Origin of the sequence: Bradyrhizobium algeriense, from assembly GCF_003062295.1 — a bacterium.
In the GTDB taxonomy this organism is placed as follows: Bacteria; Pseudomonadota; Alphaproteobacteria; order Rhizobiales; family Xanthobacteraceae; genus Bradyrhizobium; species Bradyrhizobium algeriense.
Genome location: NZ_PYCN01000001.1, coordinates 410,563 through 433,801 on the forward strand (window position 1 = coordinate 410,563; position 23,239 = coordinate 433,801).

At 62.8% G+C, this 23,239-nt stretch carries 27 protein-coding genes and 3 pseudogenes; 21 read left to right on the top strand and 9 right to left on the bottom strand.

Annotated elements, in window-relative coordinates; all coding sequences use genetic code 11:
• Positions 1-82: 82 nt before the first annotated feature.
• The 3 genes and pseudogenes from C7G61_RS01965 to C7G61_RS01975 all read left to right on the top strand — a co-directional run.
• Positions 83-1,000 (top strand): MBL fold metallo-hydrolase, encoded by a 918-nt coding sequence (locus C7G61_RS01965; protein WP_057900729.1) that lies wholly within the window; start codon positions 83-85, stop codon positions 998-1,000.
• A gap of 146 nt (positions 1,001-1,146) precedes the next feature.
• Positions 1,147-1,893, top strand: a complete 747-nt coding sequence (locus tag C7G61_RS01970; protein WP_108512372.1) for an SDR family NAD(P)-dependent oxidoreductase — start codon at positions 1,147-1,149, stop codon at positions 1,891-1,893.
• Positions 1,894-1,903: 10 nt separating this feature from the next.
• A pseudogene (locus C7G61_RS01975) lies at positions 1,904-2,287 on the top strand (IS5 family transposase); the annotation flags it as partial.
• Positions 2,288-2,368: 81 nt separating this feature from the next.
• On the opposite strand, the gene C7G61_RS01980 reads toward C7G61_RS01975, so the two are convergent.
• The gene (locus C7G61_RS01980; RefSeq protein ID WP_108512373.1) at positions 2,369-3,208 is read right to left on the bottom strand and encodes a helix-turn-helix domain-containing protein; all 840 of its coding nucleotides are present in this window, start codon (positions 3,206-3,208) and stop codon (positions 2,369-2,371) included.
• 183 nt (positions 3,209-3,391) lie between these two features.
• Here C7G61_RS01980 and C7G61_RS01985 point away from each other — a divergent pair, with 183 nt between their 5' ends.
• The 7 genes and pseudogenes from C7G61_RS01985 to C7G61_RS02005 all read left to right on the top strand — a co-directional run bounded on the left by C7G61_RS01985 (position 3,392) and on the right by C7G61_RS02005 (position 8,675).
• The gene (locus C7G61_RS01985; RefSeq protein WP_108512374.1) at positions 3,392-4,393 is read left to right on the top strand and encodes a Bug family tripartite tricarboxylate transporter substrate binding protein; all 1,002 of its coding nucleotides are present in this window, start codon (positions 3,392-3,394) and stop codon (positions 4,391-4,393) included.
• A gap of 52 nt (positions 4,394-4,445) precedes the next feature.
• A pseudogene (locus tag C7G61_RS47805) lies at positions 4,446-4,523 on the top strand (RadC family protein); the annotation flags it as partial.
• 114 nt (positions 4,524-4,637) lie between these two features.
• Positions 4,638-4,805, top strand: coding sequence for a hypothetical protein (locus tag C7G61_RS44415; protein WP_190241623.1), 168 nt, complete (start codon positions 4,638-4,640; stop codon positions 4,803-4,805).
• 471 nt (positions 4,806-5,276) lie between these two features.
• On the top strand, positions 5,277-5,852 hold the full coding sequence (locus tag C7G61_RS01990) for an HdeD family acid-resistance protein (protein ID WP_108512375.1): 576 nt from the start codon (positions 5,277-5,279) through the stop codon (positions 5,850-5,852).
• A 53-nt stretch (positions 5,853-5,905) separates the two neighbouring features.
• Positions 5,906-6,139 carry a LapA family protein gene (locus tag C7G61_RS01995; RefSeq protein WP_108512376.1) on the top strand — a complete coding sequence of 78 codons (234 nt, stop codon included), beginning with the start codon at positions 5,906-5,908 and terminating at the stop codon, positions 6,137-6,139.
• A gap of 39 nt (positions 6,140-6,178) precedes the next feature.
• The gene (locus C7G61_RS02000; RefSeq protein WP_108512377.1) at positions 6,179-7,207 is read left to right on the top strand and encodes a patatin-like phospholipase family protein; all 1,029 of its coding nucleotides are present in this window, start codon (positions 6,179-6,181) and stop codon (positions 7,205-7,207) included.
• Positions 7,208-7,211: 4 nt separating this feature from the next.
• Positions 7,212-8,675, top strand: coding sequence for a GntP family permease (locus C7G61_RS02005; RefSeq protein ID WP_108512378.1), 1,464 nt, complete (start codon positions 7,212-7,214; stop codon positions 8,673-8,675).
• 15 nt (positions 8,676-8,690) lie between these two features.
• On the opposite strand, the gene C7G61_RS02010 is transcribed toward C7G61_RS02005, so the two are convergent.
• Complete coding sequence (locus tag C7G61_RS02010) at positions 8,691-9,380, bottom strand: DUF1326 domain-containing protein (protein ID WP_108512379.1); 690 nt, start codon at positions 9,378-9,380, stop codon at positions 8,691-8,693.
• A 268-nt stretch (positions 9,381-9,648) separates the two neighbouring features.
• Here C7G61_RS02010 and C7G61_RS45835 point away from each other — a divergent pair.
• The 4 genes and pseudogenes from C7G61_RS45835 to C7G61_RS02030 form a co-directional block, all read left to right on the top strand.
• Positions 9,649-9,833, top strand: a pseudogene (locus C7G61_RS45835) (JAB domain-containing protein); the annotation flags it as partial.
• A 137-nt stretch (positions 9,834-9,970) separates the two neighbouring features.
• Positions 9,971-10,888, top strand: coding sequence for an aldo/keto reductase (locus C7G61_RS02020; protein ID WP_108512804.1), 918 nt, complete (start codon positions 9,971-9,973; stop codon positions 10,886-10,888).
• Positions 10,888-11,571: a DUF6064 family protein gene (locus C7G61_RS02025; RefSeq protein ID WP_108512380.1), complete on the top strand. Its 684-nt coding sequence runs from the start codon at positions 10,888-10,890 to the stop codon at positions 11,569-11,571. The genes C7G61_RS02020 and C7G61_RS02025 overlap by 1 nt, the downstream gene beginning before the upstream one ends.
• 13 nt (positions 11,572-11,584) lie before the next feature.
• Positions 11,585-12,103 (top strand): GNAT family N-acetyltransferase, encoded by a 519-nt coding sequence (locus C7G61_RS02030; RefSeq protein WP_108512381.1) that lies wholly within the window; start codon positions 11,585-11,587, stop codon positions 12,101-12,103.
• A gap of 77 nt (positions 12,104-12,180) precedes the next feature.
• Here C7G61_RS02030 and C7G61_RS02035 read toward each other — a convergent pair whose 3' ends face one another.
• Together C7G61_RS02035 and C7G61_RS02040 are read right to left on the bottom strand one after the other, a co-directional pair.
• Complete coding sequence (locus C7G61_RS02035) at positions 12,181-12,675, bottom strand: DUF3237 domain-containing protein (protein WP_108512382.1); 495 nt, start codon at positions 12,673-12,675, stop codon at positions 12,181-12,183.
• 29 nt (positions 12,676-12,704) lie between these two features.
• Positions 12,705-13,175 (bottom strand): ester cyclase, encoded by a 471-nt coding sequence (locus tag C7G61_RS02040; RefSeq protein ID WP_202975747.1) that lies wholly within the window; start codon positions 13,173-13,175, stop codon positions 12,705-12,707.
• Positions 13,176-13,309: 134 nt separating this feature from the next.
• Between C7G61_RS02040 and C7G61_RS02045 the strand changes: the two genes are divergently transcribed.
• Positions 13,310-13,918, top strand: coding sequence for a TetR/AcrR family transcriptional regulator (locus C7G61_RS02045; protein ID WP_108512383.1), 609 nt, complete (start codon positions 13,310-13,312; stop codon positions 13,916-13,918).
• 12 nt (positions 13,919-13,930) lie between these two features.
• Here C7G61_RS02045 and C7G61_RS02050 read toward each other — a convergent pair whose 3' ends face one another.
• Complete coding sequence (locus C7G61_RS02050) at positions 13,931-14,308, bottom strand: hypothetical protein (protein WP_108512384.1); 378 nt, start codon at positions 14,306-14,308, stop codon at positions 13,931-13,933.
• Positions 14,309-14,494: 186 nt separating this feature from the next.
• On the opposite strand from C7G61_RS02050, the gene C7G61_RS02055 reads away from it, so the two are divergent.
• Entirely contained in the window at positions 14,495-14,806 is a 312-nt protein-coding gene (locus C7G61_RS02055; protein WP_108512806.1) for a putative quinol monooxygenase, read from the top strand.
• Between the two features lie 138 nt (positions 14,807-14,944).
• Here the strand turns inward: C7G61_RS02055 and C7G61_RS02060 are convergent, their stop codons facing one another.
• The gene (locus C7G61_RS02060; RefSeq protein WP_108512385.1) at positions 14,945-16,318 is read right to left on the bottom strand and encodes a carbohydrate porin; all 1,374 of its coding nucleotides are present in this window, start codon (positions 16,316-16,318) and stop codon (positions 14,945-14,947) included.
• Between the two features lie 223 nt (positions 16,319-16,541).
• Between C7G61_RS02060 and C7G61_RS02065 the strand changes: the two genes are divergently transcribed.
• The 4 genes from C7G61_RS02065 to C7G61_RS02080 are packed head-to-tail and all read left to right on the top strand — an operon-like array spanning position 16,542 to position 20,105.
• Entirely contained in the window at positions 16,542-17,459 is a 918-nt protein-coding gene (locus C7G61_RS02065; protein WP_108512807.1) for a metal ABC transporter substrate-binding protein, read from the top strand.
• 5 nt (positions 17,460-17,464) lie between these two features.
• Complete coding sequence (locus tag C7G61_RS02070) at positions 17,465-18,361, top strand: manganese/iron ABC transporter ATP-binding protein (RefSeq protein ID WP_108512386.1); 897 nt, start codon at positions 17,465-17,467, stop codon at positions 18,359-18,361.
• A gap of 35 nt (positions 18,362-18,396) precedes the next feature.
• A complete protein-coding gene (locus C7G61_RS02075) occupies positions 18,397-19,218 on the top strand; it encodes a metal ABC transporter permease (protein ID WP_274542258.1) in 822 nt (273 codons plus the stop codon).
• Complete coding sequence (locus C7G61_RS02080) at positions 19,215-20,105, top strand: metal ABC transporter permease (protein ID WP_108512388.1); 891 nt, start codon at positions 19,215-19,217, stop codon at positions 20,103-20,105. Before C7G61_RS02075 ends, C7G61_RS02080 begins: the two co-directional genes overlap by 4 nt.
• A gap of 9 nt (positions 20,106-20,114) precedes the next feature.
• On the opposite strand, the gene C7G61_RS02085 is transcribed toward C7G61_RS02080, so the two are convergent.
• Positions 20,115-21,380 (bottom strand): RNA polymerase sigma factor, encoded by a 1,266-nt coding sequence (locus C7G61_RS02085; protein WP_108512389.1) that lies wholly within the window; start codon positions 21,378-21,380, stop codon positions 20,115-20,117.
• Positions 21,381-21,411: 31 nt separating this feature from the next.
• On the bottom strand, positions 21,412-21,810 hold the full coding sequence (locus C7G61_RS02090) for a YciI family protein (protein ID WP_108512390.1): 399 nt from the start codon (positions 21,808-21,810) through the stop codon (positions 21,412-21,414).
• Between the two features lie 208 nt (positions 21,811-22,018).
• Between C7G61_RS02090 and C7G61_RS02095 the strand changes: the two genes are divergently transcribed.
• Positions 22,019-22,525 carry a GDSL-type esterase/lipase family protein gene (locus C7G61_RS02095; protein ID WP_190241624.1) on the top strand — a complete coding sequence of 169 codons (507 nt, stop codon included), beginning with the start codon at positions 22,019-22,021 and terminating at the stop codon, positions 22,523-22,525.
• Between the two features lie 19 nt (positions 22,526-22,544).
• Here C7G61_RS02095 and C7G61_RS02100 read toward each other — a convergent pair whose 3' ends face one another.
• Positions 22,545-23,222, bottom strand: coding sequence for a protease inhibitor Inh/omp19 family protein (locus tag C7G61_RS02100; RefSeq protein ID WP_108512391.1), 678 nt, complete (start codon positions 23,220-23,222; stop codon positions 22,545-22,547).
• Between the last annotated feature and the right edge of the window lie 17 nt (positions 23,223-23,239).

A 23,239-nucleotide genomic window follows, 5' to 3' on the forward strand; every position in this document is an offset into this window, starting at 1 on the left:
CCCTGGCTGCGCGGCCTGCTCAACCAAGACCAGCCAGAACCAAGACCAACCAGGCGCCTTTACCATGAAACAGGAGACGAACATGAACCTGCACAATACCTCATACCCCGTTACATCAGGACCCGAAGAGCTCGTTCCGTCGCGCTACGCGCTGAAGGTCGGCGACATTGACGTGCTGGTAGTTAGCGATGGGGTGCTGCCGCTCCCAACCCAAATGTTGGGACACAACGCCGACCCGGCCGACCGCGCGGCCTGGCTGAAAGACATGTTCTTGCCGCAGGACGCGTTCGACTGGGCGCTGAACGTGGTCGTGGTGCGTAGCGGCGGCAAGACCATCCTCATTGACGCTGGACTGGGGTCCGATCCGGACTTGAACTTGCCGCGGGCCGGCCAGTTGATCAAGCGACTGGAGGCCGCCGGCATCGATCTTGGGTCCGTGACCGATCTTGTGCTGACCCACATGCACATGGACCACATTGGCGGGCTGCTCGTCGAGGGGGTGAAGGAGCGACTGCGTAAAGACCTGCGGATCCACGTGGCGGCCGCCGAGGTCAAGTTCTGGGAGTCGCCCGATTTCTCCCACACCTCCATGCCGCAGGGTTTCCCGGATGCGCTTCGGTCGGCCGCCAAGCGGTTCGTGAGCGAGTACGGGAGCAACCTGCGGACGTTCGATGAGGAGCACGAGATTGCGCCGGGCGTGGTCGCCCGTCGCACCGGCGGTCACACCCCCGGGCACAGCGTGGTCCGCGTGGCGTCCGGCGGCGACGGGCTGACGTTCGCCGGCGACGCCGTGTTTACCGTCGGGTTCGAGCAGCCCGACTGGCACAACGGTTTCGAACACGACCCCGAAGAGGCGGCGCGCGTTCGGGTCCGTCTTTTGCGGGAGCTGGCTAAGAGCGGCGAGATGCTGGTGGCCACTCACCTGCCGTTCCCGTCCATCGGACGGGTGGCGGCCGACGGCGACGCCTTCCGTTTCGTACCGGTCTTCTGGGACTACTGACCGCTCGTTGGGTTAAGGCCGAACCAGGGCGCGTATGAGTTCGCGCCCTGGTTCAATACCTCGCAACCACTGAGCCGCTGAAACCGAAGCGGTCGCTTAATGCCTGCTTTGACCAACTTCCAACTTTACAGATGAGTCGAACGAACATGCAGAACGAAAAGGTCATGATCATAACGGGCGGCAGCTCTGGCATCGGTCGGGCGGCAGCGCTCCGTTTTGCCAACCAGGGCGACAAGGTGCTCATCACCGGCCGCCGCGCCGGCCCCCTCGAGCAAACGGTGGCGGAGCATAAGAATATCGCGGGCATCGTTGCGAATACCGCCTCTGCTGAAGACGCCAGGCGGACCATCGCCACGGCGGTCGACAAGTGGGGCCGAGTGGATGCGCTCGTCAACAACGCCGGCGCGGGCGCCATCCTTCCGTTATCGGATGCGACAGCCGATCGGATCACAGACATCTTTTCCGTCAATGTGCTCGGTCCGAGCCTGCTGGCCCGCGCCGCCCTTCCTCACCTGAAGGCGACGCAGGGCACCATCATCAACATCTCCTCGACCTTCGGTCACCGGCCGGCGGCGGGACTATCCCACTACGCCGCCAGCAAGGCGGCGCTGGAACACCTGACCCGCTGCTGGGCGCTCGAACTCGCGCCGCTCGGAATAAGGGTGAATGCGGTCGCGGCCGGGCCCACGGAATCCGGCGCCTTGACCGGGATGATGGGGCTATCTGCGGAACAGGCAGAAGCCGTCAAGGAAGACGAGCGCGCACGGATTCCACTCGGTCGGCGCGGCGTTCCCGACGACGTCGCGGAATGGATTGTCCAGCTTGCGGGCCCCGCCTCGCAATGGCTGACGGGCCAGGTTCTCGCCGTCGATGGCGGCTTGGGGCTGGCTTAGTTTCCACGCTGCCAAGATTCACCCGGTGGTGGACACCAATGGCCTGCCGGTGCATCTCGCCCTCACGCGGGGGCGAGGCGCATGACAACCGGCTGTGTTCGGTTCTCCTCAGCGGCTTGCTTCCCAAACGATGTTGCCCGCGGATCGCGGGTACGATGCCGACTGGACCAGGGAGCTTGCCCGCCGGCAGGGCGCATGGGCGAACATTCCGCCGAAACGAAATCGCAAAGACCCGATCTGCTTCAGCCCGCATCTGTATCGAGCGCGCAACCTGATCGAACGGTTCTTCAACAGGATCAAGCAATGTCGGCGTATTGCCGCCCGATACGACAAACTCGCAGCCAACTATCTGGCGTTCGTCAAACTCGCATCAATCCGAATTTGGCTGCGGGCTAATGAGTCCACCGGAAGCGTCGGGAACGGCGCCCTTAAATCCCAAGCCGACTCGCCGTCAACCATAGACGTTGGGGATTAGCTACCTTGCCGGCCTCTGCAGAGAGCCCACGATCTCGCGCGCGGCGTTGTGCAGATCGGCAAGGTGACGCCCGGCGAAGTCCTCTACCGTGAACGCTGTCCTGATCCAGCGAAAATTGATCGAGCCATGAACACGCCTGCCATCGAACAGCGCCACGGCAATTGCGGCTGCCCCGTCATCAACCGGGGTTCCTCCGTGTGGACCCGCCACATAGCTTGGGTCACGTGTGGCGTAACCCCGATGCCGCACCTCACTGAGAACTCGCTCGAGCCTCCTCGGGTCGCGCGCGAGCCAATCCTCCGGGTTGTTGGATTTCCGGAGTGCGCGCAAAGTTGCCTCCCGTTCCTTCTCCGGACACCACGCGAGATAAGCGCGCCCGACGCCCGTCATCAGCCAGCCCACCCTTCCACCAACCTGGCTGTGCAGTCCCAGGAGCGCGAACGGAGCGTGCGGCAGATTCGTCTCGCGTCTTTCCATGCAGCCGCCAGCCGGCACGAACAGATCGGACGGCCACTTCACCTTGCGACACAGGCGGGCCAGAACGGGCGCCGCAGCCTCGGCAACGCGATCGTACCTGTCTTGCTTTCGCACCACGTCCGTGAAAACGCTGAGCCGGTAGCGACCGTCGGCCAGACGCCGCGCGACCATGCCTGCCCGCTCCAGCGTGTTCAGAATGCGCAGCAGACTGGGCTTGGATATCGCCGTTGCGGCGTGGATCTCGTGCAGGGACGAAATCGGCTCCGAGTGGAGGAACCTAAGGACTTGCAGTCCTCGCTCCAATCCTCTGATTGTTTCGACCGTCGGCATTGCCGATGCCCCTCGCTCGCCGAGCTCGGCCATTCTTCCCGTTCCGCTCCGCGGAGTCCAGCCTTCCGCAACCCGGAATTCAGCGTTCCGCCTGACGGAATCGACTCCGATTTCTATGGTTTCTTACACAACGGAGCCCGATCCTTCAGAGCCCGATCCTTCGCGAGCGGGACATCCGAGGCAGCACGATGCTGCGGATCCACGAGGAGGGTGAGAATGGCACAGGCACAGCAAACATTTCGTGGAATCCGTTGGTGGGGGCGCCTCCTGCTGGCGGTGAGCCTGGGAGCGATGGCCCAACCGGCGGTCGCGCAATCCTACCCGTCCGGCATGATCCGCATCGTCGTCGGAAGCGGCGCGGGCTCGCCGCCGGACATCATCACGCGCATCGTCGCGAACGAGCTTGGGCGGAGCGAAGGCTGGCGGATTGTCGTCGAAAACAAGCCAGGGCCCATGGCGACGCTTGCAGCCGGCGAGGTCCTCAAGCAGCCGGCGGATGGATATTCGATCCTGGCCTTCACACTAGGCGCCTCGGCATCTCCCGCACTCCTGCCGAACATAACCTTTCGGCACGACACCGATTTTGCGCCGGTGATCAAGATCATGACTGCGCATCACGTTCTGGTTGCCAATCCGTCGGTATCCGCCAAGTCGATGGCGGAGCTTGTCGCCTTGCTGAAAAGCCAGCCCGACAAACTCACATTCTCATCAGGCGGGATGGGCACGCCAGCCCATCTCGCAGGCGAACAGTTCAGGCTTCAGACCGGGGTGCGCGTGACCCACGTCCCCTACCGGGCCCTGCCGCAGGCGATCGGGGATCTCATCAACGGCACCAACCACTATCAGTTCATCACGCCGCTGCCTGTTCTCGACCTGATTGCCTCCGGCAAGCTCCGAGCGCTCGCCGTCACGGCGCCAACGCGCATGGCAGCCCTCGAGAACGTTCCCACCGTCGTCGAGGAGGGATTCCCGGAGCTCGTTATCGAGGACTGGGTCGGTTTCGTGGTGAAGAGCGGCACACCAGACCCCATCATCAACCTGCTGAACGAGGCAATCAACAAGGCCTTGGCGAAGGCGAGCGTGCGCGAGGCGTTCGCGAAGATCGCGGCGGAGCCCGCCGGCGGCACGCCCGGCGAGTTCGGCGCGCACATCAAGTCGCAGATCGCGCACTGGAGCAAGGTCGTGAAGGACGCGGGGGTCAAGATGATCCCCGAGTGACTGTCGAACAGGTGGCGAGGGCCAAACCCATGCTCAGATGCAAAGCCGCGGAGTCGGCATTTCCGTGCATGACCACATCATCGTCGGCAAGAACGGTCATGCGAGCTTGAAGGGGATGAAGCTGATCTAGCTATCGCCTACATTTACCATCTATTAACTATCCGCTTCGCGCTTTGGCGAACGCGTGAGAGAGTGGTTCATCGGATGAGAGGGGGTAGCTCATTCGAATGAGAGGGGATCGATGATGAATCAGCTAGCAGAGCGGATGAGGGTCGCGGCTCTTTCGATGAGCCCGGAGTATCTGGTCGACAAATTTCTGGACTGGCTCGAGGAACTGAGGAGCGCAATGGCGCTTGCTGAAATCAACAGTTTGGCCCGCAACGAGGCGCGAACCAAGGTGCTGTTCGATTGATTCGACGACTAGAGCGGGATGACTTTTCTTCGAATCGTCATCCCGCTCTATCTCTTTGATTTGAGCATGATCTTTTCGGAAAACCGGGGGCCACTTTTCCGGATCATGCTCTAAAGCGCGATGGCACGGTCGAACCGCCATCGTGCTTTTATTGGCCGGGTGCGATGGCATGAAGCCGTTGAAACAAGTCAGCACCGGGGCCAAATGGAGTGGATGTTTGCCCAAATAGGCAAATTGCTATACGGCTGATCCAGCGTACTGCTAGGGCTCAATGATCGCCTATCCCAGCGAGGCGATCAACATCGTGCCGCTGTAAGACCTCGCACGACGAAACCGCGACCGACGATACTAAAATCAGGTGATCGCAACGCGAAGTTGCGCTAGTATCCACGTGTCGAACATCCCGCGCCGCGTGTCGTCGCGTCGAGGAACCGACAAACGTCGGGCAGGTTTTCGCATCGGAGGACCGTCATGACCAATACTTCAGGTACGATCGGAGATCCCCAGGCCGGTTCGGATACGGCGCCACTGCGTGCCAAGTCGGGCTGGATCATCGCACTCGGCGTCGTCTATCTCATCGCAGGATTTATCGCGCTTGGCAGCGTTGCGATGGCTACCGTCGCGAGCGTCCTCATCGTCGGCGTGATGATGATCATCGCCGGCGTCGCCGAAGTGTTCAGCGCCTTCCAGATCAAGAACTGGGGCAAATTCCTGCTCTGGGCCCTGCTCGGCGTGCTCTACATTCTCGCGGGCTTCGTCACGTTCCAGAATCCGCTGCTCGCGGCCGTGCTGCTCACCCTCATTCTCGGCGCAGCGCTGGTGGCCTCGGGCATCATGCGGATCTTCCTGGCCTTCAGCATGAAGCGGGAAACACCCTGGATCTGGGTGGCGCTGTCAGGCGTGATCACGCTGCTGCTCGGCTTGTTGATCCTGGTGCGCTGGCCGGTCTCAAGCCTCTACATCCTCGGCCTGTTCCTCGGCATCGATCTCATCATGGCCGGCGCAGGCTGGATCGGAATAGGCTTCGGCCTGCGCCGCGCTCGTTGAGGTGGTTGTGGCGACTGCGCGCGACGCGGTCGATCGACGATTAGGAGGCGCCCATGCGCTGGATCTACCTCGCCGTCATCATCCTGTTCGCCGCCGCGACGATCATCTTCGCAGTGCAGAACTTCGAGATTGTCACCATGTCCTTCCTCGGCATCAATGCCCGCGTGCCGCTCGCGCTGCTGGTCGCCGTCGCCTACCTCCTTGGCGCGGTGACGGGCGGCAGCCTGTACGCGCTGCTGCGTCGATCCTACGAAGGTTCGAGACGAAGCATTGTGGGCTCGTCGTGACCTAAGGCACCGTTTCATCTCCGGCCGAGGAGGATGAAGATGGAAGAAACCGCGCGCGAACCGGTGCTGGTGGACCTCGCCTTGCAGGGCGGGGGCTCCCACGGCGCATTCACCTGGGGCGTGCTCGATCGTCTGATCGAGGAGCCGTGGCTGCGAATCGAGGCGATCTCCGGCACTTCGGCGGGCGCGATGAATGCAGCCTTGGTGGCGGACGGATGGACGAAAGGCGGTGCCGAAGGTGCGCGGGCGGCGCTCGATACCTATTGGCGGCGCGTGTCGCAGGCTGCGGCGTTAAGCCCGCTGCAGCGTTCGCCGCTCGACCGGATGATGGGTCGCTGGACGCTCGACACCTCGCCCGCCTACATCGCCATGGACCTGATGGCCCGCGTTGTTTCGCCCTATGATCTCAATCCGCTTGGCCTCAATCCGTTGCGCGCCATCCTCGCCGAGAGCATCGATTTCGACCGGCTGGCCCGCTCACCGATCAGGCTATTCGTCACCGCGACCAGTGTGCGCACCGGCCGCGGCCGCATCTTCCGCAACAAGGAGATCACCGCCGACGTTCTGCTTGCCTCGGCCTGTCTGCCGACCATGTTCCATGCGATCGAGATCGACGGCGAACCCTATTGGGATGGCGGCTATGCCGGCAATCCGACGCTGACGCCGCTGGTGCGCGAAAGCGACGCGCACGACACCATTCTGGTGCAGATCAATCCGCGCGAACGGCCGGAGCCGCCGCGCACGGCAAATGAAATCCTCAACCGGCTCAACGAGATTTCCTTCAACTCGCCGCTGATGAAGGAATTGCGCATGATGGCGCTGCTGCGCCAGGTGGCGGACCCCGGACACGGCGAGGGCGCGCGCTGGGCCGGTATGCGCACGCACCGGATCATGACCGACGCGCTCACAGAGTTCGGAGCGTCGTCGAAGCTCAACGCTGAGTGGGCATTCGTCTCACTGCTGAAGGAAGAGGGCCGCAAGAGCGCCGATGCATTCCTTGACGCACACGGCGAGGATATCGGCAAGCAATCCACGACCGATCTCGACGTGCTGCTCGCGGAATGCTGAGGCCATGACGGTGTCAGGGCTTCTCGGCATCCTGATCGGGCTCGGCCTTTTGATCGCGTTCGCGTTCCGGGGCTGGAGCGTATTGCTGCTTGCGCCGGTCGCCGCTTTGATCGCAGCGCTGTTCTCCCGCGAGCCGCTGCTCGCCCACTGGACCCAGACCTTCATGGCCAGCGCGGCGGGCTTTCTGGCGCAGTTCTTTCCGCTGTTTCTGCTTGGCGCGCTGTTCGGCAAGCTGATGGAGGACAGCGGATCGGTCGCCGCGATCGCGAGCTTCATGACCGAGCGGCTCGGCCCGCAGCGGGCCGTGCTGGCGGTCGTGCTCGCCGGGGCGCTCGTCACCTATGGCGGCGTCAGTCTGTTCGTCGCCTTCTTCGTGCTGGCCCCGATGGCGCAGGAGCTGTTTCGTGCGGCCGGCATCCCGCGGCGTCTGATGCCGGCGGCCATCGTGCTCGGCACCTCGACCTTCACCATGTCGGCCTTGCCCGGCACGCCGTCGATCCAGAATGCGATTCCGATGCCGTTCTTCGGCACCACGCCCTTTGCCGCGCCCGGCCTCGGCATCCTGGCATCGCTGATCATGCTCGGCTTCGGCCTGTGGTGGCTCCATCGCCAGGAGGCGATCGCAAAGAGGAATGGCGAAGGCTTCGGCGAGGGCGCGCCGATGCCGTCCGACCGTCTCGCCGCCGACGAAAAATTACGTGAACGCGCCACCACCGCGCGCGAGTTCGATCCGGCGGAGATCGTGCACGGTGAGGTGACCGACCTGCTGCCTCCGGCCATGCTCGCCGCGCTTCCCCTCATCATGGTGATGGTCGTCAATCTCGCGATGTCGCTGTTCATCCTGCCGGCACTCGACACCCGTTTTCTCGCCGAAGTTCGCTGGGGTGGGACATCGCTTGCCGCTGTCGGTGGCGTGTGGGCGGTGATCACGGCGCTTGCCTGCGCGATTCTGACCGTGCTCGCGGTGAGCCATCGGCGGCTGCCGGCGCTGCGCGCGACCATGGACGCCGGCGCCAACGCCTCGGTATTGCCGGCGATGAGCGTGGCGAGCCTGGTCGGCTTTGGCGCCGTGGTGGCGGCGATGCCTGCCTTCACGGTGGTGCGCGACGCCGTGCTCGGCATCGGCGGTGGACCGCTGGTATCGCTGGCAGTCGCCACCAACGTGCTCGCAGCCCTGACCGGCTCGGCGTCGGGCGGGCTGACCATCGCGCTCGACGCGCTCGGAGCGACCTACATGACGCGCGCAGCGGAGATCGGACTCGATCCCGCGCTGCTGCATCGCGTGGCGGTGATCGGTTCGGGTGCGCTCGACAGCCTGCCCCATAATGGCGCGGTCGTCACGCTGCTCGCCGTCTGCGGATCGACGCACCGGGACAGCTATCGCGACATCGTCATGGTCGGCATCGTCGGCGCGCTCATTGCCCTCACTGCCGTCATCGCGCTCGGCTCGGTTGCAGGATCGTTCTGAGCATCGGCACTGACGTCATCCACGGGAAGGCGGGGTCATGCCTCCAAGCCACGCCGTGAGCCTTGATCTTTCCCTGACCAGGCCATCCTGATTGAAGTGGTGAACGCAAAAATGTGCCCATGAATCCTCGAACGCCATTTCCATGTCGCCTGTGATCGACGTGGTACCTATCCCGATTTCTGCGTAGGTAAACTCGAAACTGCCACTAGGACGTGCCAGCGCAATGTGGAACGGTTGACCGGTAAACTCGTTGATCTTCGGCCTGCCGGTGCTCCGCATGACGCCTTGTATCTCTACCCTTGCGGTTCTGAGCTCCAGGTCCGCATCAAGATCAATCGGCAGGAACAACGTCTCGCAGAATTCCGAGCATGTCGACGCGAATACGGCGAAAAAATTGCTCAGTGGTTCGCATGCCTCGCCTGAGATGATCGTTTCAAGCGCGATCCGTTGAGCTTTATCTGCGCGCTCGTCGATAACGATCTGGCGCCGGCCGTTTCTGTCCTTGATTTCGCCGGGCCACTTGTACAGCGCCGCCCAGTTCAGGCCTGAGAGCGGCGTATCGTCGAAGTGGCCTTCAACGATGGCACCGACGAAGGCCGACTGACAATAGCCGTGAGTACTCGGCAGGTTGAACTGGCAACCACAATTCATAGCGCAATTGCAGTTATCGTAAGTTTCGCTCTTGAATAGCCATTGATCAGCCATCTCACTGCGCCTCCCTTCGCTTGTGGTTGACGCCATGACTCCGCAAACAGGTGAATGTCGCCCCCGAGCCTCCAGTCTGGAACCGGGGGATTGCGTTGTAGTGTTCACACCCCGTTTGCCCCCGGAAGTTTAGCGGCGTTGACCTGCGACTGAAACCGGATGCTTGGATTTCCGGTTGTGGCCCATTGACGCCCCCGGCGCCCCCGGGGTTCAGAACCGCTAACGAGACCAAAAGGAGCCCGATTAGCCTGCTGGTTGGCATGGTCGCTTGCTGCACAACCGCCCCTCCCGCGATCCGACGGCCCCACGGGCCGATATCCAGATGACAAACGCGATCGTCGAGTTGCCAACCGGCTCGGCATTTCCGTCCATGACCACATCATCGTTGGCAAGAACGGTCACGCAGGTTTGAGAGGACTGCAGTTCATCCAGCGGCGTCAGGGTCCATCGTAGATTGAGTACGGTGCGTGACTGCATATCTAGTCCAGCGCGTTAATCTGCGATTTTGTATTGCAAAGCTAGCAGCGGCGTTCCGTTACTCTGCGCCTTTGCGCGAGAGTTTCCTGGCCGCGATGATGATGGAGCATCGGATGCGGACGACACGCCGAACGTTCGTGCAGGCCTCCTTGGCAACGGCCACCGCCGCGCTCTTGCCGATCTCTCTGCATGCCCAGCAGAGCCCGCCCGCCCGCCGTGCCATCCCCTCGACCCGCGAGGAGATACCGATCGTCGGATTGGGGACCTGGATCACCTTCAACGTCGGCGGCGATCCGATACTGAGGGACGAATGCGCGGGTGTCATGGCCGCCTTCTTCGAGGCGGGCGGCCGCATGATCGACTCCTCGCCCATGTATGGCTCGTCGCAGCCGGTGATTGGCTACGGCCTTCAGAAGCTCGGGCGGCCCTCCGCGCTATTCTCGGCCGAAAAGGTCTGGACGTCCTCAGGCGCGGGAGGTCCGCCCCAGATCGAGCAATCGCGTCGCTTCTGGGGGGTGCCGAAGTTCGACCTCATTCAGATTCACAATCTTCTCGCCTGGAAGGCGCATCTGCAGACGCTCTTCCAGATGAAGGCGGCAGGCGCGGTGCGTTACGTTGGAATCACCACATCCGAGGGCCGCCGCCACGATCTCCTCGAACAGATCATGCGGAACGAGCCGATCGATTTCGTGCAGTTCTCCTACAACGTCGTCGACCGCGAGGCGGAGGCGCGGCTGCTGCCGCTGGCGTCGGAGCGCGGCATTGCCGTGATCGTCAACCGGCCGTTCCGGCAAGGCGCGCTGACCGACCGCCTCAAGCGAGAGCCGCTGCCCGAATGGGCGCGCGAGCTGGGGGTGTCGAGCTGGGCGCAGCTCATCTTGAAATTCATCCTCTCTCATCCGGCCGTCACCGTCGCGATTCCGGCGACCACCCGCGTCGACCACGTGCGTGAAAACCTCTCGGGCGCCGCCGGCCCGATGCCTGATCAGGCCATGCGGGAGCGCATCTCGGCCCACGTGAAGGCGCTGTGATGTCGGAGTGGTGGACCTACCGGGCAGAGGATTTCCTGCTGTTTTCGCCGCGCGTCTACTGGCGCATGTTCGAATCGCACAATGCGGCGCTCTGGCCCCTGCACGTGCTGACGCTCGCCGCCGGCCTCCTCATCATCCTGCTCGTCGCGTGGCGACCGGGAACCTGGGCACGCTGGATCGCATTCATCCTCGCGGCGCTTTGGGTCTTCGTCGGGTGGTCCTTCCTGTGGAATCGCTACGCGACCATCAACTGGGCCGCCGCCTATGTCGCGCCGGCTTTCGCCGTTGAGGGCGTGTTGCTGCTCGTGATCGGGTCGTTGCGCGATGGTCTCGCCTTCGACCGGCGCGGGCCTGCCGGTTGGATTGGATATCTCATCCTCGCCTTCGCACTCGCCGGACAGCCATTGCTTGCGCCGCTGCAGGGACGTGGCTGGGCCTCGTCCGAGATCTTTGGCATCGCGCCGGATCCGACTGTAATCGCGACGCTCGGCCTTCTGCTGCTCGCCCGCGGCAAGCTTTTGCCAGTGCTGCTGCCAATTCCCGCTCTCTGGTGCCTCTTGAGCGGCCTAACCCTCAGCACGATGGGAGAGCCGCAAGCGTGGGCCCCCTATGCCGCCCTGGCGCTTGCCGCTGCAGCCTGGACCTGGATGATCATCCGCCGGCGCAGCTGGCCGATAGCATGAAGGAGAACCGAACGTGAGCGCCGAAGTAGCGATCCGACCGTTCATGGAGGAAGACGCGCCTCAGGTGCGCGAGCTATTCATTGTGGTCAACCGCCTGCTATCGCCACCGCATATGCGCGATGCCTTTGAAGCTTACATCGCTCGTTCATTGACCGAGGAAATGGATCGTGTCGCCGCGTACTATGGTGAGCGAGGCGGTGGCTTTTGGGTCGCGCTCGGGGAAACGAAGGTCGTCGGCATGTTCGGCCTTGAACCCGCAGCGCCTGACGCCATGGAGCTGCGTCGCATGTATGTTGACCCGTCCGCCCGACGTAACGGGATCGCGCGGTCGATGCTGCGATTTGCAGAGGCTGAGTGCCGTCGGCTTAACATGCAAAGGCTTGAATTGAGCACGTCTGAATTACAGCCGGCCGCGCTCGAACTGTACAGGCACGCGGGATATCGGTTGCTGAACGAGGCCGTCGCCGAGCAGGCGAGCAACAAGACGCTGGGAGGCGGCATTCGTCGATATTACTTCGAAAGGATCTTATAGAAGACCTGTGCCAAGCACCTCGGCTGCCATGCCGCGCGAGAGCGACGGCAGGGTCGCGCAATCCTCGAGATGCATCGTCAGACGATCTGAGAAACATTGTAGGCAATTCCGCCCTCGACCAGATATCCCGACCCCACGCAGACGATATCGTTCATCCAGGCGTATTGCTCCGCGCCGGTTTCGAACAGCGGGTTGGTTCGGAAGTAGTAGCGCGATGGATCGACCTGATAACGCGTGGCGGGATTGGCCATGTCGGCACGCAAATCCGCCGGCGTGATCCAGCGGCCGCCATAGGTCATGTGCACCAGCGCACCGTCATGGGTGCGAAGCGTCAGGCGGACGTCGAGCGACATGGCGCCATCGGCACGAAACAACGCCCAGTCGCCGCCGCCGGGCACCACCTCGCCGCGCAGCCTTGGGCCCTCGAAGCTTCCGCCGGCCGCGCCGAACAGGATGCGGCGGCCGAGCGGGCCGTCTCCGATGTTCAGTTTTGGATTGAGATCGACGACGATGTCGAACAGTGGCGCCGTGCTGATTGCGGCGACGGGTTTGATGCGTGGATCTGCTGACATGCTTGAAGCCCTGGTTTGCTGGGAGGGTGTCATTCCGCGGCCTGCTGCCGGGCGGCAATACCCCCAAAAATCTTGCGCCGAACCGCATCGGTCGAGACCCCGGATTGGGCGCACAACTCCGACAGGTCGAAGAAGAAGCGTTCACGGACGATCCGGTCGTCCCTGAAGGCGAACTGGATGAACACGGGGAGTTCGGCACGCCGGCCGTTCGGCGCCACGCCGAACCGATCGCCGGTCATGGTCATTTGCACGCGCCCCCAGCAGACCAGCGTATCGTCGTTGGCGGCGTGGCCTTCGAGCACGACATTGTAATCCGGGAACGCGGCGAAGAACCGGGTCAGCATTTTGGCGTTTTCGGCCAGGCCGCGGGCGCTGGTGCCGAAGGCCGGGGTTTCCAGCAGCATGTCGTCATGAAGGACGGCTAGCGCCGCCGGCACGTCCTGCCGGCTCTTCGCGACCGCGAGCGCCTGGGCCAGTTCGAACATCCGATCGCTGTTCATGTGATCCCTCCTCCCAAAGTCCCTTCCGCCGGACGCGGAACGGCCGTCTCGAAAATACATACCAATTGTTTTTAACATACCGTGTGTATGTTATATGTTGATAGGCTCTCAAGCGTCAAGTGGTATGCCGGGGCATGCAGGAAGCCGGACGCGAACGAACCCGCCGCGAGGAATACACCGAGGCCACGAGGCAGGCGTTGCTGGCGGCCGGCCGGGACGCCTTTGCGAGCGAGGGCTATCAGGCGGCGGGGATCGAGGCGATCTCGCGCGCCGCACGGGTGACGCGGGGCGCCTTCTATCACCACTTCGAAGACAAGAAGGCGCTGTTCGACGCCGTGGTCGTCGCCTTGCAGATCGAAGCCGCCGCCAGGATCGAAGCGAGAGCGAAGACGCAGCGCAAGGTATGGGATCGCCTGACCGAGGGCATCGACGCCTATCTCGACGTCTGCCTCGAACGGGCCTACGCGCGAATCGTGATCCAGGAAGCCCCGGCGGTGCTCGGCAATGCGCGCTACCGGGAGATCGAGGAAGCCCACCCGATGGCCTTGCTCACCGCGACGCTGGCGGCGCTGAAGCGCCAGGGCGAGCTCGATTTCGAGGACATCGAGCTCCTGAGCCGGATGGTCGATGCGATGATCTGCGAGGTGGCGCTGCTGCTGCCGGGGGCGGAGAATCCGAAGAAGCTCCGGGCGCGCGGGCAAAAGATCATCGGCAGTCTGCTCGGCTCGTTTCGTACGGCTTGAGCGCTCGCCTCATCACGGCTCGATCCACCGCCGCACGGCTTCCGCCGTGTCGGCCGGCGTGGTGTTGAAGCAAATGCGGGTTTGCGGCGCGCCGAGGTGAACCAGGTTGATGATCCGTTCGAACAGAAGCAGCCGCTCCCGCGGCTCGCGCAGCCCGGCGCCGATCACCACGCAGTCATAATGCTTTGCGCCCAGCGCCGCCGCGGCCACCGCTTCGGCCGTGTCGCCGAGGTCGATCAGGCAGCTATCGGAGTCATAGCCCATCGCGCGAAGCTGCTCGATTTGCGCCTTGATGTAGCTCGTCACCAATTCGGCCGTGAGCCCGGGGAATGCGCTGAAGTCTACCAGGGAAGGCTCGATGCCGATCGCGAGCACGGTCTTTTTCGCCATGCACCTGCTCCGGGCAAAGTGATTTGCGCTTAGGGAAACGCGCCCGTCCTCAAACAGGTTCCGGCCCAGCCGGTCGACATGATTATTCGACTGATGTCGAAGCATTCATGTCGCGAAATCGGGCATTGTGATCTGCGTCGCCGGCTCGGAATCGAACCGGCGCCGGAGGTTTCACAGGAGAACACCATGGCTGCTACAGACAACGCGAACCAGAACCTGGTCGTTACCGCATTCTGGGAAGTCAATTCGGGCGAGGAAGGCACCGTCGCGGAGCTTCTGAAGGATTTTCTGCCGCAGGCGCAGCGCGAGCCGGGCGTCAAGGCGTTCCAGATTCACCAGAACGTTGCCAAGCCCAGGGAATTCTTCTTCTATGAAGTGTTCGCGGGTGAAGCGGCCTTCGCCGAGCATCAGCAGACCGACCACTTCAAGAACATCATCCTCGGGCAGGCGATTCCGAAACTCGCCAAGCGCGAACGGTCACAGTTCCGCTTCATCTGAATTCAGGCCGGATCCGGCGCGCTGCCGATCGCCTCCGCGGCGCGCCGCTTCAGCAATTGCTGTTCGCGCTTGTTGCCTGCAAGCGCCGCTGCCGGGAGTTTTCGTCTCTCACGACAGCCGAAAAACGGCGTACCGGACTCAATATGCAATGGTCGTTCGCACGCCGAATATCGCGCCGTTCTTGATCGGCCTTTCCGGCCGATCTGGATCGGAGATGTAGCCGCCTGGATGAGTCACGTACTGGAATGTGGGCTGTAAGGTCCAGCCGGCTTTGATCTGGGCCTGGTAGCTCAACTCGATCGTCATCTCATAGTCGCGGACCGGCTGTCCGTTCCCGGAATGAAAAATCATGTCGCGATCGAAGGCCCGTACGTGATTAGAAATGTTCGCATAGATGAAGCTTGCGCCGAACTTGTCATTGGGGCGGTCCGGGATCATGCCGGAGACGACAATGCCGCCGTCGAAAAAGAAGTTGACGTGGCTGCTGTCCGAGGGGCTGGCCGAAATCCGGCTGAAGATCCCGACGCCGCTGTCGGGGCCGCCGTTCACCGGGCGGTAGATCTGTTGATCGATGACGCCGTAGATGCCGCTGTTGCCGCGGATCCGGCGGGCAATGCCATTGCTCAGGGGGGAGGCAAGCGAGAGTCCATCCGTGCCGTACCTATGGTCGTGGAATTCTCCAAAATGATGCCAGCCGCCCAGCCGGTAGATTCCGGCCAGCCCGCTGTCATCTTTTCCCTGATTGTGACGGTACTGAACCTCTCCCATCAGCAACGGAGGGTCGTTGACCCTGAAATTTGTCCCGGTGGTGTTGACCGTTCCTTGTTCTCCAGGATCTCCATTGAACACGGCGACGAGCGCGGACCAGTTCTTGTCGGGGTCAAACCTCCAGCGTACGCCCGGCGTAGCGAGAGGATAGGCCGGTCCGCCGCTGGGCAGGTTGGCGCCTGTAATCGTGGGCCAATCGCTGCTCAAGAACATCCTGCTGTAGTCGCTGATGAAGAACTCAGCATCGGCGGCAAGCTGACCGAAGCGAAAGCCAAACCGATCGTCGAACAGCTTTTGCTCGAGCCACAGTTCGGAAAGTCGCGTCGAAGGGACGGCCTCGATGTTGCTGATCGTGATCAGGCTGTTGAAGTGCTCGCCGCGCATGCCGGCTGTTCGATGAATCTGGAAGGCATTGCCGAAGAAGCTCAAGCCCTGCCATCCTGCGAACTTCCCGAAATCGACCGCAGCAAACGCTTCAAGCTTGCCTTGATACAGGCTGCCCCGACGCAGTCCGCCGGACACATTGCCGAGTGCTTCGCCGGTGTAAACCAACCCGTAGGTTATTCCGTGTCGGGCGAGCCATCTGCGGCTACCGGTCGGATCACCGTCGGCCGGCATGCTGGTCGCGATCGACACGGGCGGAATGCCATCGACAATATCCGTTTCCGCCATCGCCGGTTCGGCCATCGCAATTGCTGCGAGGACGGAAATACTCAGCCTTAACTTACTCACTGGAATGCGCATCCTTTACTGCTACTGCAACTCAGTTGCATCTAAAGGATGGACGACTCCCATGCGGCGCCTTCCGATCAGAAGCTTTTGAGTAATTTGCGAATAAGTCGCATTTGCAAAATGTCTGAAGGTTCGCTAGACGTCAAGCTAGTTGCGAGTGAATTGCAATTACAGAATGTCGCAGGCCGTTGCGGACAGCAGCAGCGCGTGCGCACGGCACAGGAGAGAAATGGACATGTTCGATCGAGGCAGGCGCATCGTCCTGGCGACAGTTGCGGGCGCTACGGTACTTGGCACGGTACTTGGGCTGACAACCGGAGCCGCGTTCGCCCAGACAAAATTCAAGGCCGTCACGACCTTCACGGTTATCGCCGACATGGCCCGAAATGTTGCCGGCGACGCGGCAACCGTCGAGTCGATTACCAAGCCCGACGCTGAAATTCATAACTATCAGCCGACGCCCGGTGACATCCTGAAGGCGCAGGAAGCGAATCTCGTGCTCTGGAACGGGCTCAATCTCGAGCTTTGGTTCGAAAGGTTCTTCCAGCGCCTCAAGAATGTTCCGGGCGTCGTCGTCTCCCAGGGCGTCCAGCCGATGGGAATCGTGGATGGGCCCTACAAGGACAAGCCCAACCCGCATGCCTGGATGTCGCCGAATGCGGCGCTCATCTACGTCGATAACATCCGTGATGCCTTCGCAAAATACGATCCGAACAACGCCGCGACCTACAAGGCAAATGCCGAGGCGTACAAGCAGAAGATATCAGCGGCGATTGCTCCGATCCAGACAAGGCTTTCGGCGATTCCGCCTGAGCGGCGATGGCTGGTGTCGAGCGAGGGCGCCTTTAGCTACCTCGCCCGGGACTTCGGCCTGAAGGAGCTTTATCTCTGGCCGATCAATGCCGATCAGCAGGGCACGCCGCAGCAGGTCCGCAAGGTGATCGATGCGGTGCGAGCCAACAAGATCTCGGTCGTGTTTTCCGAAAGCACTATTTCGCCGGACCCGGCCAAGCAGGTTGCCCGCGAGACCGGGGCCAAATATGGTGGTGTTCTCTATGTGGACTCGCTCAGCGCCGCCGACGGTAAGGTTCCGACCTATATCGATCTCCTGCGCGTGACGTCCGAGACGATCGCAAACGGCCTCGCACAGTGAGCGCGATGAACGATCCGTTCCTCAATCCTGCGTCCTCGGATACGGGATCCGGCCTCTCCGTTAGAAGCGCGACCGTCACCTACCGCAACGGTCACACGGCCTTGCGCGACGCGACGTTCAAAATCCCGGCAGGCACGATCACCGCGCTCGTCGGGGTGAACGGCAGCGGCAAATCCACCCTGTTCAAGGCGATCATGGGGTTCGTCGGCCTCGCCGGGGGTGAGATCTCGATTCTCGGCCAACCGGTCAATGCCGCGTTGAAAAAGAACGTTGTCGCCTATGTGCCGCAGAGCGAGGACATCGACTGGAACTTCCCCGTTCTCGTCGAGGACGTGGTGATGATGGGCCGCTATGGTCACATGAACATGATGCGCCTTGCCAGGGCTGCAGATCATGAAGCGGTCGCAGCAGCGCTTGCCCGCGTCGGCATGAGCGATTTTCGCAAGCGCCAGATCGGCGAACTCTCCGGCGGCCAGAAGAAACGAGTGTTCCTCGCCCGCGCGCTTGCCCAGGACGGGCGAGTGATCCTGCTCGACGAGCCCTTCACCGGTGTCGACGTCAATACCGAAGACGCCATCGTCAAGCTTCTGCGTTCGCTTCGCGATGAAGGACGGGTGATGCTGGTCTCGACGCACAATCTCGGCAGCGTGCCGGAATTCTGCGATCGCACCGTGCTTCTCAACCGCACCGTGCTCGCCTATGGGCCGACGGTCGAGATTTTCACCCAGGCGAACCTGGAAAAGACCTTTGGCGGCGTCCTGCGGCATTTCGTGCTGAACGAAAGCGAAGGCGGCAAGCCGCGTGCGCTCGATGTGATCACCGATGACGAGCGGGCGGTGATCTTCCAGGACGGCCAGGCGACCAGGCGCAGATCGTCATCGGGCGATGAGGATCGTAGCTAGTGTCCTCGCTGCTCGAACCTTTCACTTACGGGTACATGCTCAATGCCATGTGGGTCTCCGCGCTCGTCGGCGGGGTCTGTGCATTCCTCTCCGCCTATCTGATGTTGAAGGGCTGGTCGCTGATCGGCGACGCGCTTTCTCACGCCATCGTGCCCGGCGTCGCCGGCGCCTACATGCTTGGCCTGCCGTTTTCCATCGGCGCTTTCTTCTCGGGCGGCCTCGCGGCAGCGGCCATGCTTTTCCTCAACCAGCGCACCAAGCTGAAGGAAGACGCCATCATCGGCCTGATCTTTTCTTCCTTTTTCGGCCTCGGCCTTTTCATGGTGTCGCTTTCGCCGACTTCGGTGAACATCCAGACCATCGTGCTCGGCAACATCCTGGCGATCACCCCGGAAGACACCCTGCAGCTCGCCATCATCGGTTTCGTTTCGTTCGCCGTGCTCATCGTCAAATGGAAGGATCTGATGGTTACCTTCTTTGACGAGACCCACGCCCGCTCGATCGGGCTCAACACGAACGCTCTCAAGATCATGTTCTTCACGCTGTTATCAGCCTCGACGGTGGCGGCGCTGCAGACGGTCGGAGCCTTCCTCGTCATCTGCATGGTAGTGACACCAGGCGCGACCGCCTATCTCCTGACCGACCGCTTCCCTCGCCTGCTCCTGATTAGTGTTGCGATCGGATCCACGACGAGCTTCGTCGGCGCCTATGCAAGCTATTTCCTGGACGGCGCGACCGGCGGAATCATCGTCGTCCTGCAGACGCTGACCTTCCTCGCGGTCTTCTTCCTCGCCCCCAAGCACGGCATGCTGGCGGCCCGCCGCCGCGCGGTCCAGGCGCTGGATGCAGACTCATGACGCTCCTCGACACGCTCCTCCAGCCCTTCCAACTCGAGTTCATGCGCTATGCGCTGATCATCTCGGTGCTGGTCGCTATCCCGACCGCACTTCTCTCCTGTTTCCTCGTCCTCAAGGGTTGGTCGCTGATGGGCGATGCGATCTCGCATGCCGTTTTTCCCGGCGTTGTGATCGCCTACATCGTCGGATTTCCCTATGCAATCGGCGCGTTCGCAGCCGGCATGATCTGCGCGCTGGCGACCGGCTTCCTCAAGGAGAACAGCCGCATCAAGCAGGACACGGTGATGGGGGTCGTGTTTTCGGGGATGTTCGGGCTGGGGCTCGTGCTCTACGTCAAGATCCAGAGCGAGGTGCATCTCGATCACATTCTGTTCGGCGACATGCTTGGGGTGGATCTCCGCGACATCGTCGAGACCGGAGTTATCGCGACCGTTGCGGCCGGCATCGTCGTCGTCAAATGGCGCGACCTTCTCCTGCATGCGTTCGACCCGGCGCAAGCGAGAGCGATCGGACTGCCGGTCAGGCTCCTGCACTACGGGTTGCTGGCGATCCTTTCCCTGACCATCGTCGGCGCATTGAAGGCCGTCGGCATTATCCTCGCCATTGCGATGCTGATCGCACCGGGGGCCATCGCCTTCCTGCTGACACGCAAGTTCAGCGCCATGCTGGCGACCGCCGTCATCGTCGCGGTGATTGCTTCTTTCCTCGGGGTCTATCTTTCCTTTTTCATCGACAGCGCGCCCGCCCCGACCATCGTGCTGCTGATGACCATCGTCTTCATTGCCGCCTTCGTCTTCGTCACGAGCAGGACTGCAAGCCTGCAAAGGCGTGAGGCCGCTCTAGCCGTAGAGCCCAACGACTCCGGAAGCGGTCAGTCCCGGATGTGAAGCCGCTCCTTAAGTCGACGCCGCGCCCGCCTCGGCGGCGCGCCGCTTCAGCAATTCGCGTTCGCGCTTGTTGGTTGCAAGCGTTGATGCAAGCTCGAACGCTGTGCGGGCTTCCGCAGCGCGGCCGAGCTTGTGGAGCAGATCGCCGCGGACACTCGGCAAGAGATGGTAGTTCTTCAGCGCGGGCTCGCTTGCCAACCCGTCCACGATCGCGAGCGCCGCCGCCGGCCCCTCGGCCATACCGACCGCCACGGCGCGGTTGAGTTCGATGATCGGTGAGCGCACCAACATCGCGAGTTCGGCATAGAGTTTTGCGATGCGCGGCCAGTCGGTGTCGCCAGGCGTTCCGGCTCTGGCGTGACAAGCGACGATCGCGGCCTGCAGCACGTAGAATCCGCGCCCACCGAGTTCATGCGACTTTGCAAGCGCCAACATCCCGCGGCGGATCTGAAGCCGGTCCCACAGCATCCGGTTCTGGTCCATCAGGAGAATTGGGTCGCCAGCTGCATCCGTGCGCGCCGCAATGCGCGAAGCGTTCAGCTCCATCAGCGCGAGCAGGCCGTGGGCTTCGGCTTCCTGCGGCGCGACCAGTGTGAGCACGCGGCCCATGCGCAGCGCATCGTTGCAAAGCTGCGGCCGCAACCATTCGTCGCCGCGGGCGGCCGTGTAGCCCTCGTTGAAGATGAGATAGACGACCTCCAGCACCGAAGCGAGCCGCTCCGAAAGCTCTTCGCCGCGCGGGGTCTCGTAGGCGAGCCCGGATTCCGACAGCGTCCGCTTCGCGCGCACGATGCGCTGGGCAATGGTTGGCTCCGGTTGCAGGAAGGCGCGCGCGATCTCGCCCGTCGTCAGGCCGCAGATCATCCTGAGGGCGAGAGCGGCACGCGCCTCACGCGACAGTTTTGGATGGCAGGCGGTGAAGATCAGCCGCAGCAGCTCGTCGCCGATATCGTCGTCGAGCGCCGCATCCGGATCGGGCATCGCCTGCTGCTCCTGCTCCAGGTCGCGTATCAGCATCTCGTGCTTGCGCGCGAGCATGCTGCGGCGGCGCAGGTCGTCGAGCGCGCGGCGTTTAGCGGTTGCCATCAGCCATGCGCCCGGCTTTTCCGGCACGCCGGTGGCGGGCCAATGCTCGAGCGCCGCCACCAGGGCTTCCTGCGTGAAGTCTTCGGCCAGCGTGACGTCGCGCAGCATCCGCGACAGGCCGGTGATCAGGCGCGGCTGCTCGATGCGCCAAACCGCCAGAATGGTGCGATGGACGTCGGCGGCCGTCATCGCCGCCGACTGCGCCTGACGAACGCTCGCATCAGGCGTGAGCGGGGGATTCGACGTCTCCGCAGGCCGTTTCCAGGCCGTGGCCGGCCATGGCGCGCAGCTCACAGGTGCCTTCCCAGCCGGGCATGTGGTCGAGATGAAGCTGCATGAACTCCTTGGCCATGGCGAGCGCTTCCGCCTTGTCGCGGAACTCGAAGATAGCGTAGCCACCGACCACTTCCTTGGCCTCCACGAACGGGCCGTCGGTGACCCGCAGCTTGCCGCCTTCGATCGAGACCTGCGCCCCGTCCTGCAACGGGGTCAGCCCGCCCATGTCGATCATCCGGCCGGCCTTGATCTCGCGTTCGGCAAGCTTGCCCATCGCTTCCATCAGGGCGGGCGTCGGGGCCTTCATCGGTTGCGGGGAAGTGACGATGGACATGAAGCGCATTGCGGAACTCCCGTTCAGGCGAGTTGCGGCGGTGATCGCCTGCAAAACTGGCTCGCTATGGGAGACGACGAACGGGAGGACGCCGGATCGACAAGGCCCCTGAACTAATTTTTGTCCGAATCGGCCGGCCCATAGTTGCGCCAGCCATAGTTGCGCCAGAGGATGCTGGCCCCGTAGGCTTCCTCAACCGATGCGAAGGGGAGCAAACATGAAATTGCGGGCTTTTCGGCTTGGCACAATCGGGGCTTTGGCGATCCTGATATCCACTTTCGCATCCGCGTTGGCCGACGCCGCGACGATCGTGGCGCTTGGCGCCAGCAACACCTATGGCAAAGGGGTAGCCCGCAATCAGGCCTATCCCGCGCAACTCGAGGCGATATTGCGGGCAAAGGGAGCCAACGTCCGTGTCGTCAACGCCGGCATCAACGGCGACACCACGGAAGGCATGTTGCACCGCCTTGATCGCGTTGTACCGAACGGGACCAGCGCCGTCATCCTGCAGCCCGGCGGCAACGACCGCCGCAAGGGCTCGCCGGATCGAACATCGGAAATTCAGAGCCGGCTGAAAGCCCGGGGCATCCCGGTGATCATGATCGCCAATGGCACGTTCAGGGGATTGCCGCGTCAGCCCGACGGCCAGCATCTGACGCCGGAAGGCTACCACATGCTCGCCGAGCATGTGGCGTCGCAGGTCGTGGGAGTGATCGGCCGCTAATACGGTCAGCGTCGCCGGACTATTGCCCCCGGATCATGATCAGGGGATCGGCCGTATCAGGCACCCGCCGCCACTGCGCATTGTCGTCGGCCTCGAACTGCCAGGTCTGGCCCGTCGCCGACATCAGAATCATCTGCCCGCGCTCCAGCCGCCACTGGTTTGGCGCAAAGGCCGCAACCGCGGGATCGCATTTCGGCTTCAGGAACACCTGGAAATTATCGCCCGTCGCTTCGGTGTTGGTCAGCGTCAGGCCGCAGATCGTCTGGCCGTTGCCGCGAACCATCGACCAGTCGCCGATCATCTGGTCCATCGACTTGGCGAGCGAGCGGGCGGCGGCGAGGTTCTGCAGGATGTAGACGCCCTCGCCGGTGCGCAAGCCCTCGAAGATGCCGCTCTCGACTTCGGTAAAGTCGATCACTGGCTGGCCGGCCGCGTCCTGCAGCCGCACGATATCAAGCCCTTTGATATTCCATGCCGTGATTTCCTTGGTGAAGGGCAGCGCCGCGGCGCATCCAGGCTCGAGCTCGAGCTTTAGCCCCTGTGGCGTCGTATCGCCCTTCAGCGTGACGACGCAGGTCTTGCTGCGCTCGGTGGTGGCCAGCTCCCACTGCCCGACCATGTCCTTCTTCAGGGTCGAGGCATCCTGCGCCGCGACCTGCGACCCAAGTGCAAGCAGCGCCGTCAGCGCTGCCGCCATGCTCGAACACCCACGCG

What these genes read in the sequence shown, in the direction of transcription:
- C7G61_RS02005 (WP_108512378.1), top strand. Translation starts at nt 7,212, where the DNA reads ATGACGGTGTCAGGGCTTCTCGGCATCCTGATCGGGCTCGGCCTTTTG.
- C7G61_RS02095 (WP_190241624.1), top strand. Translation starts at nt 22,019, where the DNA reads ATGAAATTGCGGGCTTTTCGGCTTGGCACAATCGGGGCTTTGGCGATC.
- C7G61_RS01995 (WP_108512376.1), top strand. Translation starts at nt 5,906, where the DNA reads ATGCGCTGGATCTACCTCGCCGTCATCATCCTGTTCGCCGCCGCGACG.
- C7G61_RS01985 (WP_108512374.1), top strand. Translation starts at nt 3,392, where the DNA reads ATGGCACAGGCACAGCAAACATTTCGTGGAATCCGTTGGTGGGGGCGC.
- C7G61_RS02020 (WP_108512804.1), top strand. Translation starts at nt 9,971, where the DNA reads ATGCGGACGACACGCCGAACGTTCGTGCAGGCCTCCTTGGCAACGGCC.
- C7G61_RS02025 (WP_108512380.1), top strand. Translation starts at nt 10,888, where the DNA reads ATGTCGGAGTGGTGGACCTACCGGGCAGAGGATTTCCTGCTGTTTTCG.
- C7G61_RS02060 (WP_108512385.1), bottom strand. Translation starts at nt 16,318, where the DNA reads ATGCGCATTCCAGTGAGTAAGTTAAGGCTGAGTATTTCCGTCCTCGCA.
- C7G61_RS02065 (WP_108512807.1), top strand. Translation starts at nt 16,542, where the DNA reads ATGTTCGATCGAGGCAGGCGCATCGTCCTGGCGACAGTTGCGGGCGCT.
- C7G61_RS01990 (WP_108512375.1), top strand. Translation starts at nt 5,277, where the DNA reads ATGACCAATACTTCAGGTACGATCGGAGATCCCCAGGCCGGTTCGGAT.
- C7G61_RS02045 (WP_108512383.1), top strand. Translation starts at nt 13,310, where the DNA reads ATGCAGGAAGCCGGACGCGAACGAACCCGCCGCGAGGAATACACCGAG.
- C7G61_RS44415 (WP_190241623.1), top strand. Translation starts at nt 4,638, where the DNA reads ATGAATCAGCTAGCAGAGCGGATGAGGGTCGCGGCTCTTTCGATGAGC.
- C7G61_RS01980 (WP_108512373.1), bottom strand. Translation starts at nt 3,208, where the DNA reads ATGGCCGAGCTCGGCGAGCGAGGGGCATCGGCAATGCCGACGGTCGAA.
- C7G61_RS02080 (WP_108512388.1), top strand. Translation starts at nt 19,215, where the DNA reads ATGACGCTCCTCGACACGCTCCTCCAGCCCTTCCAACTCGAGTTCATG.
- C7G61_RS02000 (WP_108512377.1), top strand. Translation starts at nt 6,179, where the DNA reads ATGGAAGAAACCGCGCGCGAACCGGTGCTGGTGGACCTCGCCTTGCAG.
- C7G61_RS02100 (WP_108512391.1), bottom strand. Translation starts at nt 23,222, where the DNA reads ATGGCGGCAGCGCTGACGGCGCTGCTTGCACTTGGGTCGCAGGTCGCG.
- C7G61_RS02040 (WP_202975747.1), bottom strand. Translation starts at nt 13,175, where the DNA reads ATGAACAGCGATCGGATGTTCGAACTGGCCCAGGCGCTCGCGGTCGCG.
- C7G61_RS02055 (WP_108512806.1), top strand. Translation starts at nt 14,495, where the DNA reads ATGGCTGCTACAGACAACGCGAACCAGAACCTGGTCGTTACCGCATTC.
- C7G61_RS02090 (WP_108512390.1), bottom strand. Translation starts at nt 21,810, where the DNA reads ATGCGCTTCATGTCCATCGTCACTTCCCCGCAACCGATGAAGGCCCCG.
- C7G61_RS01965 (WP_057900729.1), top strand. Translation starts at nt 83, where the DNA reads ATGAACCTGCACAATACCTCATACCCCGTTACATCAGGACCCGAAGAG.
- C7G61_RS01970 (WP_108512372.1), top strand. Translation starts at nt 1,147, where the DNA reads ATGCAGAACGAAAAGGTCATGATCATAACGGGCGGCAGCTCTGGCATC.
- C7G61_RS02070 (WP_108512386.1), top strand. Translation starts at nt 17,465, where the DNA reads ATGAACGATCCGTTCCTCAATCCTGCGTCCTCGGATACGGGATCCGGC.
- C7G61_RS02010 (WP_108512379.1), bottom strand. Translation starts at nt 9,380, where the DNA reads ATGGCTGATCAATGGCTATTCAAGAGCGAAACTTACGATAACTGCAAT.
- C7G61_RS02035 (WP_108512382.1), bottom strand. Translation starts at nt 12,675, where the DNA reads ATGTCAGCAGATCCACGCATCAAACCCGTCGCCGCAATCAGCACGGCG.
- C7G61_RS02050 (WP_108512384.1), bottom strand. Translation starts at nt 14,308, where the DNA reads ATGGCGAAAAAGACCGTGCTCGCGATCGGCATCGAGCCTTCCCTGGTA.
- C7G61_RS02075 (WP_274542258.1), top strand. Translation starts at nt 18,397, where the DNA reads ATGCTCAATGCCATGTGGGTCTCCGCGCTCGTCGGCGGGGTCTGTGCA.
- C7G61_RS02085 (WP_108512389.1), bottom strand. Translation starts at nt 21,380, where the DNA reads ATGACGGCCGCCGACGTCCATCGCACCATTCTGGCGGTTTGGCGCATC.